13 protein-coding genes are annotated in these 15274 nt (G+C 61.6%); 7 read left to right on the top strand and 6 right to left on the bottom strand.

The window, feature by feature from the left end; all coding sequences use genetic code 11:
- Positions 1–11 precede the first annotated feature (11 nt).
- The gene (locus tag HX793_RS29930) at positions 12–809 is read right to left on the bottom strand and encodes an alpha/beta fold hydrolase (RefSeq protein WP_177096354.1); all 798 of its coding nucleotides are present in this window, start codon (positions 807–809) and stop codon (positions 12–14) included.
- Positions 806–1939: an FAD-dependent monooxygenase gene (locus tag HX793_RS29925; protein ID WP_016977979.1), complete on the bottom strand. Its 1134-nt coding sequence runs from the start codon at positions 1937–1939 to the stop codon at positions 806–808. The genes HX793_RS29930 and HX793_RS29925 overlap by 4 nt, the downstream gene beginning before the upstream one ends.
- 307 nt (positions 1940–2246) lie before the next feature.
- Between HX793_RS29925 and HX793_RS29920 the strand changes: the two genes are divergently transcribed.
- From HX793_RS29920 to HX793_RS29905, 4 genes are all read left to right on the top strand, one after another.
- The gene (locus tag HX793_RS29920; protein WP_177062528.1) at positions 2247–3299 is read left to right on the top strand and encodes a 2,5-dihydroxypyridine 5,6-dioxygenase; all 1053 of its coding nucleotides are present in this window, start codon (positions 2247–2249) and stop codon (positions 3297–3299) included.
- Between the two features lie 157 nt (positions 3300–3456).
- Positions 3457–3891, top strand: coding sequence for a MarR family winged helix-turn-helix transcriptional regulator (locus HX793_RS29915; protein ID WP_016977981.1), 435 nt, complete (start codon positions 3457–3459; stop codon positions 3889–3891).
- A 142-nt stretch (positions 3892–4033) separates the two neighbouring features.
- Complete coding sequence (locus tag HX793_RS29910) at positions 4034–4516, top strand: (2Fe-2S)-binding protein (RefSeq protein ID WP_177049203.1); 483 nt, start codon at positions 4034–4036, stop codon at positions 4514–4516.
- Positions 4517–4521: 5 nt separating this feature from the next.
- Positions 4522–8049, top strand: a complete 3528-nt coding sequence (locus tag HX793_RS29905) for a molybdopterin cofactor-binding domain-containing protein (protein ID WP_177096352.1) — start codon at positions 4522–4524, stop codon at positions 8047–8049.
- A 121-nt stretch (positions 8050–8170) separates the two neighbouring features.
- Here the strand turns inward: HX793_RS29905 and HX793_RS29900 are convergent, their stop codons facing one another.
- Complete coding sequence (locus tag HX793_RS29900) at positions 8171–8818, bottom strand: TetR/AcrR family transcriptional regulator (RefSeq protein ID WP_177096350.1); 648 nt, start codon at positions 8816–8818, stop codon at positions 8171–8173.
- Positions 8819–8978: 160 nt separating this feature from the next.
- On the opposite strand from HX793_RS29900, the gene ggt reads away from it, so the two are divergent.
- Positions 8979–10703: a gamma-glutamyltransferase gene (ggt, locus tag HX793_RS29895; RefSeq protein ID WP_177062516.1), complete on the top strand. Its 1725-nt coding sequence runs from the start codon at positions 8979–8981 to the stop codon at positions 10701–10703.
- A gap of 109 nt (positions 10704–10812) precedes the next feature.
- Here the strand turns inward: ggt and HX793_RS29890 are convergent, their stop codons facing one another.
- From HX793_RS29890 to HX793_RS29880, 3 genes are read right to left on the bottom strand one after another with little or no spacing between them, the layout of a single operon-like run.
- Entirely contained in the window at positions 10813–11331 is a 519-nt protein-coding gene (locus HX793_RS29890; RefSeq protein WP_177050012.1) for an AAA family ATPase, read from the bottom strand.
- Complete coding sequence (gene pnuC / locus HX793_RS29885) at positions 11328–11891, bottom strand: nicotinamide riboside transporter PnuC (RefSeq protein ID WP_016977988.1); 564 nt, start codon at positions 11889–11891, stop codon at positions 11328–11330. Before pnuC ends, HX793_RS29890 begins: the two co-directional genes overlap by 4 nt.
- Before the next feature lie 60 nt (positions 11892–11951).
- Positions 11952–13586 carry a methyl-accepting chemotaxis protein gene (locus HX793_RS29880; RefSeq protein WP_177049210.1) on the bottom strand — a complete coding sequence of 545 codons (1635 nt, stop codon included), beginning with the start codon at positions 13584–13586 and terminating at the stop codon, positions 11952–11954.
- A gap of 219 nt (positions 13587–13805) precedes the next feature.
- Here HX793_RS29880 and HX793_RS29875 point away from each other — a divergent pair, with 219 nt between their 5' ends.
- Both HX793_RS29875 and HX793_RS29870 read left to right on the top strand, forming a co-directional pair.
- Positions 13806–14636, top strand: coding sequence for an undecaprenyl-diphosphate phosphatase (locus HX793_RS29875; protein ID WP_016977990.1), 831 nt, complete (start codon positions 13806–13808; stop codon positions 14634–14636).
- Positions 14633–15016 (top strand): DUF1294 domain-containing protein, encoded by a 384-nt coding sequence (locus HX793_RS29870; protein WP_016977991.1) that lies wholly within the window; start codon positions 14633–14635, stop codon positions 15014–15016. Before HX793_RS29875 ends, HX793_RS29870 begins: the two co-directional genes overlap by 4 nt.
- Positions 15017–15274 lie beyond the last annotated feature (258 nt).

The raw sequence follows: 15274 nt of genomic DNA, 5'->3' as shown, positions 1-15274 counted from the left end.
GGTCTCCATTCTTATTGTGTGAGGAAGTCGCCGAGGGCGACGAAGAAACCGTCGAGGTCGTCCCACGGAATCATGTGGCCGGCGTCTGGCACGCGGGCGACGTGGATACTCGGTTGCAGGTCCTGGATTTCGGCAATGTCCTCATCAAGGATCACGCCGCCACGCCCGGCCACCATCAACAGGGCAGGGGCCTTGAGGTGGGGCAGGTCCTGGTGGAAATCCACTTCGTGGAAGTCATTGAAGGCACGCACGATGGCGGGCTCGTAGCAGGTGTGCAGCCATTCGGCGCGCAGTTGCAGTTGTTCCTGGGTCCAGGTGGCGCAGAAGGCGCGCATCGCCTGCGCGTCCATGCCGACCAGGGATTGGCGGATGGAGTCCACGTACCACGGCAGCTTGCTCGGGTATTCGCGTCGGCCCGGGCCGGAGACCGGTGGGTCGATCAGCACCACGCGCTTCACGCCTTGAGGGTGTTTGACGGCACTGCGCACGGCAAAGCGGGCACCCATGGAATGGCCCATCAGGTGGTAGCTGTCCAGGTTCAGTGCGTCGGCAAAGGCACCGATGTCCTCGGCGCAAGTGTCCGCGCTGTAATCCAGCTCAGGGCCGGACGAGGACAGCCCGCGACCACGCACATCCAGCACGTAGGTGTCGAACTGCGTGCCGAGGCGCTCGGCGACAAAGCCCCAGGTGATGGCTGGGCTGGTGATGCCGGGGATCAGGATCAGCGCCGGTCCCTTGCCGCCGTAACGCAGGTAGTGCTGGCGAATGCCGTTGGCCTGCACGTTGCCGCCGTAGAGAAAAGTGCTCACGCGGCCACCCCCGATTTCAGTTCCTGGGCGTACAGGTCATAGCCGTAGACCCAGGCTGGATCTTCCTGGGTGCGCAGCCAGGTGTTGGCGTTGGACACGGCCTGCACGCGGGATGCGCGTTCCTTGCGGTTGGCTTCGTAGAGCTGGAACGCGGTGCGGTAGTCGCTGATGCCGGTTTCCTGCAGGCAGCGGGTGAGCATGGCGGCGTCTTCGATGGCCATGCCGGCGCCCTGGGCCATGTGCGGTTTCATCGGGTGGCAGGCATCGCCGAGGAGTACCAGACGGCCACGGCTCCACAACGGCAGCGGGTTGCGGTTGCGCAGCGGCCATTTGGTCACGCTTTCGGTGGATTCGATCAGGGCCTGGACGGTGGGGTGGTAGCCCTTGAAGGCGTCGAACATCTCTTCGCGGCTGCTGTCGACGAACGCGCCCTGGAAGTCCCATTCGGCATGGGGCACACCGGTCACGTAGTAGTACTCGTCGCGCTTGCCGGTGGTGTAGTAAACCATCATGTGGCGGTCTTCGGTCCACCACTTGATGCAGTCTTCGAACTTCAGGTCGTACTTGGCGAGTTGGTCACCCCGGATCAGCGCACGGTGCGCGACCCAGCCGCTGTACAGCGGTTTTTCCACACCGAGCAGTTCTTCGCGGATCTTGGAGTTGATGCCGTCGGCGCCGATCACGATGTCGGCGTAGGTCACCTGGCCGTCGGCGAAGGTCAGGCGTACCTGGGTGTCGGTTTCTTCAAGGGTTTCCAGGCGCTTGTTGAAGTGCAGGGTGCCGGGCTTGAGGGTGGACATCTGCAGCGCATGCAGGTCGCCACGGTGCACGGTGATGTAGGACGCGCCGTAGCCGGTGAGCGGGATGCGTGACAGGTAGTCGCCGCTCTCGCCGCAACGACTGAACCAGTGCTCGGGGTGCGAACCCATCAGGTCCAGCTGCTTTTCAATGCCCATGCGGCGGAAGATTTTCATGATGTTGGGGCCCATGTGGATCCCCGCGCCCAACCGGGAAAACTCCGGCGCCTGCTCGTAGACATCCACGTCGAAGCCGGCTTGCTGCAACAGGGTGGCCGCGGCGGCACCGCCCAGGCCTGCGCCGACGATGGCGATTTTCTGAGTGCTTCCCATGGGGCGTGTTCCTCTCTCTTTTTGATTTTTGGCGGCGTCTGTCCGCAAGGTTTTTAAAGTGTATACGCTCATTTTTTGAAATGGGAAGCCTGTGTTTGAAAATTTATTTTTTGGCCGTAGTTATCCTGTGTAACGCGTTGTTATTAATAAATGCTGGGTTTGTTTCGATAGGTAACGTTTTTGTGCGCCGCTTGCAGTCTTCCGTCAATTCGGGTCTTATCGTTATTAAATGGCGTATACGCTATAAAAATGCACTAGAGTGAAGCGCAGTGCCTGAACTTGGTGCAGGCCCACAGGAGACAGGAAAATGCCGGTAAGCGATTGCGAACTGACCCAGATGTTTGAACACGTGTTGACGCTGTCCAAGGTCGACCCGACCCAGAGCGTTGCCGTGCTCAAGAGCCATTACTCCGACCCGCGCACCGTGCGCGCCGCGATGGACGCCGCGCAGCGCCTGGGGGCCAAGGTGTATGCGGTGGAATTGCCGTCGTTCAACCATCCCAGGGCGATGGGTAACGACATGACCGCCTACTGCGGCGACACCGCGCTTACCGGCAATATCGCCGCCCAGCGTGCCCTGGAGGCCGCCGACCTGATCGTCGACACCATGATGCTGCTGCACTCGCCGGAGCAGGAGCAGATCCTCAAGACCGGCACGCGCATTCTGCTTGCGGTGGAGCCGCCTGAAGTGCTGGCGCGCATGCTGCCGACCAAAGAAGACAAAGTGCGCGTGCTGGCGGCCGAGCAGTTGCTGAAAAAGGCACGCTCAATCCACGTGAAATCCCGTGCCGGCAGTGACTTCCGCGCCGCCTTGGGGCAGTACCCGTCGGTCACCGAATACGGTTTTGCCGATGAACCGGGGCGCTGGGATCATTGGCCGAGTGGTTTCCTGTTCTCCTGGCCCAACGAAGAAACCGCCGAAGGCGTGCTGGTGCTGGACATCGGTGACATCCTGCTGCCGTTCAAGACCTATACCCGCGAGAAGATCACCCTGGAGATCGAGAAGGGCTTCATCACCAAGATCCACGGGGGATTCGAGGCCGAGTACCTGCGTGACTACATGAAGTACTTCAACGACCCTGAGGTGTACGGCATCTCCCACATCGGCTGGGGCCTGCAGCCACGGGCGCAGTGGACGGCCATGGGCTTGCACGACAAGAACGACGGCATGTGCATGGACGCGCGGGCGTTCTATGGCAACTTCCTGTTCTCCACCGGGCCGAATACCGAAGTGGGCGGGACGCGCAAGACGCCGTGCCATATGGATATTCCGCTGCGCAATTGTGACGTGTACCTGGATGATGAAGCAGTGGTCATCGCCGGTGACGTCGTCGCCCCGCCAGCCTCACTGGCCCGTTGACCATCCCACCCCTGTAGGAGCGAGCTTGCTCGCGAAAAACGCAATAACAACGCGGGGACCCAGGTTCCCCGCGTTATCGTTGACCACCTTCGCGAGCAAGCTCGCTCCTACAGGGTTAATATGCATCCCCATCGTTAGCCACCCACCGAGCCTCGCCGTGCCAGATTCCTACGTCTTTTCTGAACAAGTCGGTCACCTGCTGCGCAAGGCCTACCAGCGCCACTTGGCGATCTTTCAGCAGAATGTCGGCGACTCCCAACTCACCGCCGTGCAGTTCGTCACCCTGTGTGCCCTGCGCGATCACGGTGCAAGCTCCCTGACCGAACTGGTCAAGGCCACGGCCGTGGACCAGGCGACCATTCGCGGCATCGTCGAGCGACTCAAGGCCAAGGAACTGATCAGCCTGGAACCGGACCCGCAGGACAAGCGCAAAGTGGTGGTCGACCTGTCCCCGGCAGGCGCCGAACTGGTCGCCCAGACCGCGCCGCGCGCTGCGCAGATCAGCGAATTGACCCTGAGCAATCTCAACCCGGCCGAACGGGTCGCGGTGTTGTTCCTGTTGCGCAAGATGATCGACGACCCGCAGGAATAATCCCGGCTGGCATTGATCTTGCTCTGAGTTCATGTAGTAGCCACTTCATCCGTCAAGTGTGTCGTGAGACCCCAGGTCCGCGACGCTTTTTTTTGACTGTTTGATGTAGTGCCTACTTCACCAACTGTTACGGGCGAAGCGAATGATCAGCCAGCACATCACGGTAACGCTTGAGGTCAATGGGCAAAAAAACGACGTCAGCGCCATGGCGGACACGCCGCTGTTGCTGGTGCTGCGCAATGACCTGCAACTCAATGGCCCCAAATACGGCTGCGGCCTCGGGGAGTGCGGTGCCTGCACCGTGATCATCGATGGGGTGGCGGCCCGTTCCTGTGTGTTTCCGTTGTCGGGTGCCGCAGGCCGCGAGATTGTCACCCTGGAAGGCCTGGGCTCGCGCCAGGATCCGCACCCGGTGCAACAAGCCTTTATCGACGAGCAGGCCGCGCAATGTGGCTACTGCCTCAACGGCATGATCATGACTACCAAGGCCTTGCTCGACCGTAACCCCAACCCCAGCGAAGCCGAGGTGCGCAACGAGCTGTCGGGCAACCTCTGCCGTTGCGGCACCCATATCGAAATCCTGCGCGCCGTGCTGCGTGCGGCCCGCCTGATGACCGTGGATTGATGACTATGACCGACACCCCCCTTTCCCGTGACCAGTGGCTGGCCAAGGCCGGCGTTTTGTTGATTGTCGATGATGTGTTGCCGCCTTCGGGGCCGGTGGCCAAGGGCGGCTCGCCCACTGTGAAACCCAAGGAACTTGGGCTGTTTATCGCGGTAAACGATGATGGTCTGGTGTACGCGTTCAATGGCCATGTGGACCTGGGCACCGGCATTCGCACGTCGTTGGCGCAGATCGTCGCCGAAGAGCTCGACCTGGCGATGGAGCAGGTGAAGATGGTGCTCGGCGACACCGAGCGTGTGCCCAACCAAGGGGCAACCATCGCCAGTGCAACCTTGCAGATATCCGCGGTGCCCCTGCGCAATGCCGCAGCCGAAGCGCGGCGTTTCCTGTTGGCGCGGGCGGCGGGGCGCCTGGGTGTGAGCACGGCCAGCCTGAAGGTCGATGCTGGCGTCATTCACGCGGCAGATGGGCGCTCCACGACATATGCCGAACTGGTTGGCGGCCAGCATGACCAACTGCGCATCAGCGGTGACGCGCCGCTCAAACCCATCGAGGATTACCGCCTGGTGGGCAAGGGCGCTGCGCGAGTGGATATCCCCGGCAAAGCCACGGGCGAGCTGACCTACGTACACGACATGCGCGTGCCGGGCATGCTGCATGGTCGGGTGATTCGCCCGCCGTATGCCGGGCTTGATTGCGGCGACTTTGTCGGCAACAGCCTGTTGAGTGTGGATGAAGCGTCCATCGCGCATATCCCCGGCATTGTCGCGGTGGTGGTGATCCGCGATTTTGTCGGCGTGGTGGCGCTGCGTGAAGAGCAGGCCGCCAAGGCTGCCAGCGAGTTGCAGGTGCACTGGAAACCCTGGCACCACGCGTTACCGGACATGAGCGATGTCGAACAGGCCATCCGCGACAACCCACGCGTACGCCGTACCGTGCTTGACCAGGGCCATGTCGATGAAGCCCTGGCCGGCGCCAGCCAACGTATGCCGCGCAGTTATCTCTGGCCGTACCAGATGCACGGTTCGATCGGCCCCTCCTGCGGTGTGGCGGATTACTCGCCGACCGGCAGCCGAGTGTGGTCGGGCAGCCAGAATCCGCATCTGTTGCGCGCCGACCTGGCGTGGTTGCTGGAGTGCGATGAAGCGCTGATTGATGTGATTCGCATGGAGGCCGCCGGTTGTTATGGGCGCAATTGCGCGGATGACGTCTGCGCCGATGCCTTGCTGTTGTCCCGTGCGGTGGGCAAGCCGGTGCGCGTGCAATTGACCCGCGAGCAGGAACACCTGTGGGAGCCAAAGGGCACCGCGCAACTGATGGATGTCGACGGCGGCCTCAACGCCGACGGCAGCATCGCCGCCTACGACTTTGAAACCAGCTACCCCTCCAATGGCGCACCGACCCTGGCGTTGCTGCTGACCGGCCGCGTCGAGCCAGTGGCGGCGATGTTCGAGATGGGCGACCGCACTTCGATCCCGCCCTATGACATCGACAACCTGCGCGTGACCATCAACGACATGGCGCCCATCGTGCGCGCCTCGTGGATGCGCGGCGTGTCGGCCTTGCCCAACACCTTTGCCCACGAGTCCTACATCGACGAACTGGCGTTCGCCGCTGGCGTCGACCCGGTGGAATACCGCCTGCGTTACCTCAAGGACGAGCGCGCCATCGACCTGGTGAAATCCACCGCCGAACGCGCCAACTGGGTGCCGCGCACGGCGCCGATGCAAACCGCCAACGAGGATCACCTGTTGCGTGGCCGTGGCTTCGCCTATGCGCGCTATATCCACAGCAAATTCCCCGGTTTCGGCGCGGCCTGGGCGGCGTGGGTGGCGGATGTGGCTATCGACAAACAGACCGGCGATGTGTCGGTGACCCGCGTGGTGATCGGGCATGACTCGGGGATGATGATCAATCCGGCCGGGGTGCAGCACCAGATCCACGGCAATGTGATCCAGTCGACCAGCCGTGTGTTGAAGGAGCGGGTGACCTTTGAAGAGTCGACGGTGGCGAGCAAGGAGTGGGGTGGTTATCCGATCCTGACCTTCCCCGAAGTGCCAAAGATTGACGTGATGATGATGCCGCGCCAGGACCAGCCACCCATGGGTGCCGGTGAGTCGGCGTCGGTGCCCAGCGCCGCGGCGATTGCCAATGCGATCTATGACGCCACCGGCATCCGTTTTCGCGAACTGCCGATCACCCCGGAGCGGGTGCTGGCGGCATTGAACGCGGGCAGCTTGGGCGAACCTGCCAAGTCGCCGGAGAAACGCCGCAAATGGTGGTTTGGTGCGCTGTTCGCCACGTTGGGTGCGGTGCTCGCGACAGCCTGGCCGTTCCACAGTGAAATCGCACCGATTGCACCGCCCAGCGACGGCACTTGGTCCAAGGCCACTTTGGAGCGCGGGCGGTTGCTGGCGGCGGTGGGTGATTGTGCGGTGTGCCACACGGCGCCTGGCGGCGCGACCAATGCCGGTGGGCTGGCCATGGAAACGCCGTTCGGCACGCTGTACAGCAGTAATATTACCCCGGACGTGAAGACCGGCATCGGCGCCTGGTCCTACCCGGCGTTCGAGCGGGCGATGCGGGACGGCATTGGTCGTGACGGGCGCAATCTGTATCCGGCGTTTCCCTATACGGCGTTTCGCAATATCAATGACGCGGACATGCAGGCCCTGTATGCCTATTTGATGTCCCAGGCCCCGGTGAGCCAGGCGCCGACGCCGAATGCGATGAGCTTTCCGTTCAATCTGCGGCCGTTGATGGCGGGCTGGAATGCACTGAACCTGCGGCGCGGTGAAATCTCAGTGCAGCCTGAGCGCAGCGAACAATGGAATCGCGGCAATTATCTGGTCAACGGCCTGGGCCACTGCGCCGCGTGTCATTCCCCGCGCAACCTGATGGGCGCGGAGAAGGGCGGCAAGTCCTTCCTGGCGGGCGGCATGGTCGATGGCTGGGAGGCGCCAGCGTTGACAGGGTTGTCGAAGGCCCCGACGCCGTGGACCGAAGACCAATTGTTTACCTACCTGAGCACCGGCTATTCCGACGCCCACGGCGTGGCCGCAGGCCCGATGGGACCGGTGGTGAGTGAGTTGTCGAAATTGCCCAAGGCGGATATTCGTGCGATGGCGGTGTACCTGGCGTCACTTAACAGCGAAGCGGCGGCCGAGGCCCAGGTGGCCGCTGCCGCTACCGTTCCAAATCCCAATGGCCGACGAGTGTTCGAAGGTTCATGCAAGGCCTGCCATGCGGATGGCCTGGGGCCGAAGCTGTTTGGGGTGAGCCCGTCGTTGGCGACCAATACCAATGTACACAGCGATCAGCCGGATAATTTGATCAAGGTGATTTTGCAAGGCATCAGCAACCCGGCGACCAAGGACCTGGGGTATATGCCGGGGTTCAAGGACAGTTTGTCCAATAGCCAGGTGGCTGATCTGGTGGCCTACCTTCGCGGCAAGTTCGCGCCGAATGCGCCACAGTGGAAAGGCCTGGAACAGAAAGTCGCCCACCTGCGCGCCAACCCCGGTACTCACTGACACTGCGCGATAAAAACTGTGGGAGCGGGCTTGCTCGCGAATGCGGTTGTCCAGTCAACATCTGCAGCGACTGGCACTCCGCGTTCGCGAGCAAGCCCGCTCCCACATTTGGATTGCGTTTCTACAGGGGGATGGGAGATACCCCACGCAGCACCAGGTCACTGATAAACCCCAGCCAATCCTGTTGCTGGCCTTTGTTTGCCAGGTCTTCACCGAGGAACGAGCTGAGGGTGTGGCGGTTGGAATTATAGAAGTAGCACAGCGAGGCGATCATCAAGTACACGTGCTTGAGGTCCACATCCAGGCGAAACACGCCTTGGGCCTGGCCCGCCTCGATGATCGGGCGCAGCACGCCGACCGCTTCCCCAGACAACCTGCGCATCTCGCCGGACTGTTGCGCGTGCTTGCCCTGGTGCAGGTTTTCGATGCTCAGGATTGCCACGAATTCCGGGTGCTTGATGTAGTAATGCCAGATAAACGCCACCAGGTCACGCAGCGCCTGCTCCGGTGCGTCCAGGTTCAGCTTGAGCTTGCTTTCGGCTTTGTTGAATTGCTCGTAGGTGTGTTCCAGCACGCAAACGAACAGGTGTTCCTTGCTGCCGAAATAGTAATAGAGCATGCGGTCGTTGGAGTCGGCCTCCTTGGAGATACTGTCGACACGCCCGCCGGAGTAACCGTCACGGGTGAACACCTTGACCGCCGCCTGCAGGATGCGCGCGCGCGTCTGGTCGGCCTGTTGAGCGCGGATGCCGGTCTTCTTGATCGCCATGTGAAAGTGCCTGGTCAGACAGTCTGGGCGCGAAATATAGCATGGGGTTTTTCGCGTCCGTTCTATGACCGACAAGTTCTGTAATAAAAACGCCATTGCGCTGGGGATTAAATTCACGGCGGGCTATTTTGGTGCGTCTCAATAACTAGAGTAGCCATGGATGAAATACCAACCCTTCAGCCGTACCTTGATAGCCACCGCCCTGGTCTTGACAGTCAGTGGTGTGCACGCCGCTTCACAGGCCCCGGTGGCCGGTGAAAATGGCATGGTGGTGACGGCCCAGCATTTGGCAACTCACGTGGGCGTGGATGTGCTCAAGGCCGGCGGCAACGCGGTCGATGCGGCCGTGGCCGTTGGCTACGCGCTGGCTGTGGTGTACCCGGCGGCGGGCAACCTGGGCGGCGGCGGTTTCATGACTGTGCAACTGGCCGACGGGCGCAAGACCTTCCTCGACTTCCGCGAAAAAGCCCCGCTGGCGGCCACCGCCAACATGTACCTGGACAAAGACGGCAATGTCATTGAGGGCCTCAGCGCCAAGGGCCACCTGGCCGTAGGCGTGCCCGGCACCGTCTCGGGCATGGAACTGGCCCTGAGCAAATACGGCACCCTCAAGCGCGCCCAAGTCATCGCCCCGGCGATCAAGCTGGCGGAAAACGGCTTCGAGCTGGAGCAGGGCGATATCGACCTGCTGCACACCGCCACCGGCGAGTTCGAAAAAGACCAGGACATGCGCGGGATCTTCCTGCACAACGGCCAGCCGATGCAGGTCGGCCAGAAGCTGGTGCAGAAAGACCTGGCCAAGACCCTCAAGGAAATCTCGGCCAAGGGCAGCGACGGTTTCTATAAAGGCTGGGTGGCCAAGGCCCTGGTGGACTCCAGTCAGGCCGGCAAGGGCATCATCACCCAGGCTGACCTCGACAAGTACAAGACCCGCGAACTGGCGCCCATCGAGTGCGACTACCGTGGCTACCACGTGGTCTCGGCACCGCCTCCAAGCTCGGGCGGCGTGGTGATCTGCCAGATCATGAACATCCTCGAAGGCTACCCGATGGCCGATCTCGGCTATCACTCGGCCCAGGGCCTGCACTATCAGATCGAAGCGATGCGCCACGCCTATGTAGACCGTAACAGCTACCTCGGCGACCCGGACTTCGTGAAGAACCCGATCGAGCACCTGCTGGACAAAAACTACGCGGCCAAATTGCGCGATGTCATCGAGCCGCAAAAGGCGGGTGATTCCCAGGCGATCAAGCCGGGCGTTTCGCCTCACGAGGGCAACAACACCACCCACTATTCCATCGTCGACAAGTGGGGCAATGCGGTCTCGGTGACCTACACCCTCAACGACTGGTTCGGTGCGGGCGTGATGGCGAGCAAGACCGGGGTGATCCTCAACGATGAAATGGACGACTTCACCGTCAAGGTCGGCGTGCCGAACATGTACGGCCTGGTCCAGGGTGAAGCCAACGCCATCGCGCCGGGCAAGGCGCCGCTGTCGTCGATGAGCCCGACCATCGTGACCAAGGACGGAAAGGCCGTGATGGTGGTGGGTACGCCGGGTGGCAGTCGCATCATTACCGCGACCTTGCTGACCATCCTGAATGTCATCGACTACAAGATGAACATCCAGGAAGCCGTGGATGCGCCGCGTTTCCACCAACAATGGATGCCGGAAACCACCAACCTTGAAACCTTTGCGGTGAGCCCGGATACCCAGAAGATCCTTGAGAGCTGGGGCCACAAGTTTGCCGGGCCACAGGATGCCAACCACCTGGCGGCAATCCTGGTCGGCGCGCCGTCCCTGGGTGGCAAGCCGGTGGGCAACAACCGCTTCTATGGCGCGAATGACCCGCGGCGCAACACGGGCCTGTCCCTGGGTTACTAAACGCTGTTGCTCACTGTAGGAGCGAGCTTGCTCGCGAAGAACGTCAACGGTAACGCGGGCGTTCTGGATTAACGCGGTGCCCTTGCGATTTTCGCGAGCAAGCTCGCTCCTACAGTAGTTTCTCTACCGCAGCAAACGCCGCCGTTCGGCGCGCTTCCCAATCCCCTCGAATCACCAGCACCGGCTGTTGATGCTGCTGCATCCACTCCAGGCTGTCCTGGAAAAACGCCTGGCGATCCGCCAGTTGCGGCTGGCAGCGTTGGCCGTCGGCGCTCCATTCCACATCCTCCGGCGACAACAACAGGTGCAGGTCGTAATGACGGGCCAGCAATTCGCTGTCGAGCCAGGCCGGGTAGTCGCCGAACAGGGTCTGGCTCCAGAGCTTGTTGGTCAGCAGGTGTGTATCGAGGATCAGCAGTTCCGGTTGCTGGGCGCGGGCGGCGTCTTCCCAGGCCAGTTGGCCACGGGCGATGGTCGGGATGTCGGCCAGGGTGGTGTCGCGTTGATGGTGATCGATGAAATAACGCACGTATTCGCCCACCATCAACCCGCCGAAATGCGCTTGCAGTTCCGCCGCCAGCCAGCTTTTACCGCTGGATTCCGGGCCGGCCAGTACCACCACCTTCATGCGTGCAACGCCGGGTCGGCGCGCCATTCACGCCAGCCTTGCACGGCAATCACGGTGAACAGCGCGTAGAGCGCGGCGGTGAGGTAGAGGCCTTTGTAGAGGAACAGCCCGACGAAGATCACATCCACGGCGATCCACAGTGGCCAGCACTGCACGCGTTTCTGCGCCATCCACATCTGCGCTACCAGGCTGAAGCCGGTGAGGGCAGCGTCGAGCCAAGGCTGGGCGGCATCCGTCCAGTGAGCCATGGCGGCGCCGAGCAATAGGCTGCCAACGGCGCCCACCGCGAGGCTGGCCATGATCGCCGGCACGCCGAGGCTGCTGACCTGACGCCCTTGCTTGACCTCGCCGGCACGGGTCCACTGCCACCAACCGTAGACTTGCAGTGCGGCGTAGACCACCTGCAACAGCATGTCGGAATAGAGTTTCACGTCGAAAAACACCCAGGTGTAGAGCAACACCATCACCAGGCCGATGGGCCAGCACCAGGGGTTTTGCTTGACGGTCAGCCACACGGCAATCACCCCGAGGGCGGCGGCGAACAGTTCAAGCCCGGACATGGTGGTTCCTTGGGAGAGTGGAAGAGGGCGGTGATTGTAAACAAATCACCGCCGTTGCGCTCAGACCTTGAATTGGCGCAGCAGGCCGTCGAGCTGTTCGCTCAGGCCACGCAAATGCGCACTCGCCACACTCGACTGTTCTGCCGCCAGTGCGGTGCTGTGGGACAGGCCGGCGGCCTGGGTGACGTTCTGGTTGATGTCTTCCACGACATGGGCCTGTTGCAGGGTGGCGCTGGCAATCGAGGCGTTGAGGCCGTTGAGGTTGCGCAGCGCCTGGCCGATCGCGGTCAGGCTGGCACCGGCTTGGCCGGCTTGTTCGATGGTCAGTTGCGAGGCGCTATGGCTGTCGCTGATCACCTTGACCGCCGCTTCCGAGTGGCCTTGCAGGCGTTCGATCATGCCCTGGATCTCGGCGGTGGATTTTTGCGTGCGCTGGGCCAGCAACCGCACTTCATCGGCCACCACGGCAAAACCACGCCCTTGTTCGCCCGCGCGGGCCGCCTCAATCGCCGCATTAAGCGCCAACAGATTGGTCTGGTCGGCAATCGAGCGGATCACTTCAAGCACGCTGCCGATCTGGGTACTTTCCGCAGACAGCGTGCGAATCACTTCCACTGCCTGGCTGATGGTGCCGGAGAGCTGGTCGATCTGCTGCAGGCTGCCGTCGATATTCACCTGGCCTTGCTGCGCCTGGGCCTGGGCGTCGCGCATTTCGCTGGCGGCGTGTTCGGCGTTCTTGGCCACGTCCTGCACGCCGTAGGTGACTTCGTTGATGGCGGTGGCCACCAACTCCATCTGCTGGGATTGTTGCTGGCTGCGGTCATGGGCCTGGGTCGCGTTGCTGCCCAACTCCTGTGAGGACTGACCCAGGGCATTGGCGCACACCTGCAATTGGCCCACTACCTGGCGCAGCTTGGCGGTGAAGCTGTTGAAATGCCGGGACAGTTGGGTGACTTCGTCCTGGCCGTGGGTGTCGAGGCTGCGGGTCAGGTCGCTTTCGCCGCTGGCAATGTTGCCCATGGCGTTCACTGCGTCCTGCAACGGTCGCACAATACTGCGGGCGATCAGTGAGACCAGCAGCGCCATCACCAGTGCGATCCCCAGGCCGATGAACGAGGCTTTCCAGACCTGGCCGCTGAACTCGGCCTGCACATCGTCGACGTACACACCGGAGCCGATGATCCAGCCCCACGGTTCGAACAGTTGGATATACGAGGTCTTGGCCACCGGTGCTTCGGCGCCCGGTTTCGGCCAGCGATAATTGACGATGCCGGCGCCCTTGGCCTTGGCCAGGATCACGAACTCGTTGAACACGGCAAACCCGTCAGGGTCGCGGATGGCCGAGAGGTTCTGGCCGTCGAGCTTGGGGTTGGCCGGGTGCATGATCATCACGGGCGTGAGGTCATTGATCCAGAAGTAGTCGTCATGGTCGTAACGCAAGCCACGCACCGCGCTCAAGGCTTGCTTCTGGGCGGCTTCGCGGGTCATCACACCCGTGGTTTCGAGGCCGTGATAAAACGTCAGGATGCCGCTGGCGGTCTGGACCACGTGTTGGGTCTGCTGGCGCTTGGCCTGGTACAGATCGTCATGAATCTGCTTGAGCATCAGCAAACCCAGGGCCAACAGCATCAGCACGGCGACTATCAGGATCAGCCACAGGCGCCGGCTGATCGACATATTGCGCAAACTGTTCATCGTCCTGTCACTCCGTGCTTTTTATAATTGTGGGGGCTGCATCGACTTTTCCGCCTTGTCTGATAGGCTTTCGGCCTGTATTCGGAAAACCTGAGTACTGTCTGATTTTTCACAAGATTTTTGCAGGTCGGGGTTGAAACTCAACACCGCGTCTTGTCGTCAGTGAACCATTAAAAAGATTAACGAGGCTTGCCATAGAGCAAGACCTTTGGGGGAAGCATGGATTTTTGGACTGCCATACAGGCATTGATTCTTGGCGTTGTGGAGGGGCTGACCGAGTTCCTGCCGATTTCCAGCACCGGCCACCAGATTATCGTCGCTGACTTGATCGGCTTTGGCGGCGAGCGTTTCGAAGCCTTCAACATCATCATCCAGCTGGGCGCGATCCTCGCCGTGGTCTGGGAGTTTCGCCGCAAGATTCTGGACGTGGTCATCGGTTTGCCGACCCAACGCAATGCCCAGCGCTTTACGGTCAACCTGATCATTGCCGTGCTGCCAGCGGTGGTACTGGGGGTGATCTTCGCCGACCTGATCAAACACTACCTGTTCAATCCAATCACTGTGGCGACCGCGTTGGTGGTGGGCGGCATTGTCATGTTGTGGGCCGAACGACGCCAGCATCGGACCCACGCCGATACCGTCGACGAGATCACCTGGAAGGATGCGATCAAGATTGGCTTCGCCCAATGCCTGGCCATGATCCCGGGAACTTCGCGTTCCGGTGCGACCATCATTGGTGGCCTGCTGTTCGGCCTGTCGCGCAAGACCGCTACCGAATTCTCGTTTTTCCTGGCCATGCCGACCATGGTCGGTGCCGCGTTGTATTCGGGCTACAAGTACCGCGATTTGTTCCAGCCGGCGGACTTTCCTGTGTTTGCCATCGGGTTCGTGACCTCGTTCATCTTCGCGATGATTGCCGTCAAAGGCTTGCTCAAGTTCATCGCCAGCCACAGCTATGCGGCATTTGCCTGGTATCGGATCGCGTTCGGCCTGCTGATTCTGGCGACCTGGCAGTTCGGCTGGATCGACTGGACGGCGGTCAAGCCTTGAACATCCAGCATCCACGCCTGAAAGCGGCGATCTTCCTGCTGCTGTGCGCCGCGCCGTTGCTGGGGTCGGTGTTGGTGTGGCAGCGCGGCGAGACCGTGATCCCGCTGGCGGCCTATGGCGTGGTCAGCGTGATCGCGTTTTTCCTCTACTGGAGTGACAAACGCAAGGCCCGCACCGACAGCTGGCGCACCCCGGAAAATATCCTGCACGCCGTGGAACTGGCGGGCGGCTGGCCGGGGGCGTTGATTGCGCAGCAGGTGTTTCGGCACAAGACGCGCAAGGTGTCTTACCAGGTGTTGTTTTGGGTGATTGTGTTGCTGCATGAGGTGTTCTGGCTGGATCAGCTGTTCCTCGGTGGCACCTTGCTCTCAGTGCTCTAGCCCTGTGGCGAGGGAGCTTGCTCCCGTGGCGGCCTTCTGGTCGACCGAGCTGTATCAGATGTAAATAGATCAAAATGTGGGAGCGGGCTTGCCCGCGAAGGCTATGTGTCAGGCGCTCGAGTGTTCTGGTCGGGGTACATATCCGTTGCTGCGGTCACGGCCACTTAGGGTTCCGCCCTTACGGCGGCTCACTTTGGAAAAGCCCCAAAGTAAGCAAAGGGCTCTTGCCCCACCACTCGGCACCTCGCCTAGGCTCGG

Source organism: Pseudomonas reactans (assembly GCF_013387025.1).
Classification (GTDB): Bacteria; Pseudomonadota; Gammaproteobacteria; order Pseudomonadales; family Pseudomonadaceae; genus Aquipseudomonas; species Aquipseudomonas reactans.
The sequence above is the reverse complement of the archived record's forward strand: the minus strand, read 5'-3'. Positions and strand labels throughout refer to the sequence as shown.

Coding starts and splice junctions, on each gene's coding strand:
- HX793_RS29925 (WP_016977979.1), bottom strand. CDS start 1,939: ATGGGAAGCACTCAGAAAATCGCCATCGTCGGCGCAGGCCTGGGCGGT.
- HX793_RS29920 (WP_177062528.1), top strand. CDS start 2,247: ATGCCGGTAAGCGATTGCGAACTGACCCAGATGTTTGAACACGTGTTG.
- HX793_RS29910 (WP_177049203.1), top strand. CDS start 4,034: ATGATCAGCCAGCACATCACGGTAACGCTTGAGGTCAATGGGCAAAAA.
- HX793_RS29905 (WP_177096352.1), top strand. CDS start 4,522: ATGACCGACACCCCCCTTTCCCGTGACCAGTGGCTGGCCAAGGCCGGC.
- HX793_RS29900 (WP_177096350.1), bottom strand. CDS start 8,818: ATGGCGATCAAGAAGACCGGCATCCGCGCTCAACAGGCCGACCAGACG.
- ggt (WP_177062516.1), top strand. CDS start 8,979: ATGAAATACCAACCCTTCAGCCGTACCTTGATAGCCACCGCCCTGGTC.
- HX793_RS29890 (WP_177050012.1), bottom strand. CDS start 11,331: ATGAAGGTGGTGGTACTGGCCGGCCCGGAATCCAGCGGTAAAAGCTGG.
- pnuC (WP_016977988.1), bottom strand. CDS start 11,891: ATGTCCGGGCTTGAACTGTTCGCCGCCGCCCTCGGGGTGATTGCCGTG.
- HX793_RS29880 (WP_177049210.1), bottom strand. CDS start 13,586: ATGAACAGTTTGCGCAATATGTCGATCAGCCGGCGCCTGTGGCTGATC.
- HX793_RS29875 (WP_016977990.1), top strand. CDS start 13,806: ATGGATTTTTGGACTGCCATACAGGCATTGATTCTTGGCGTTGTGGAG.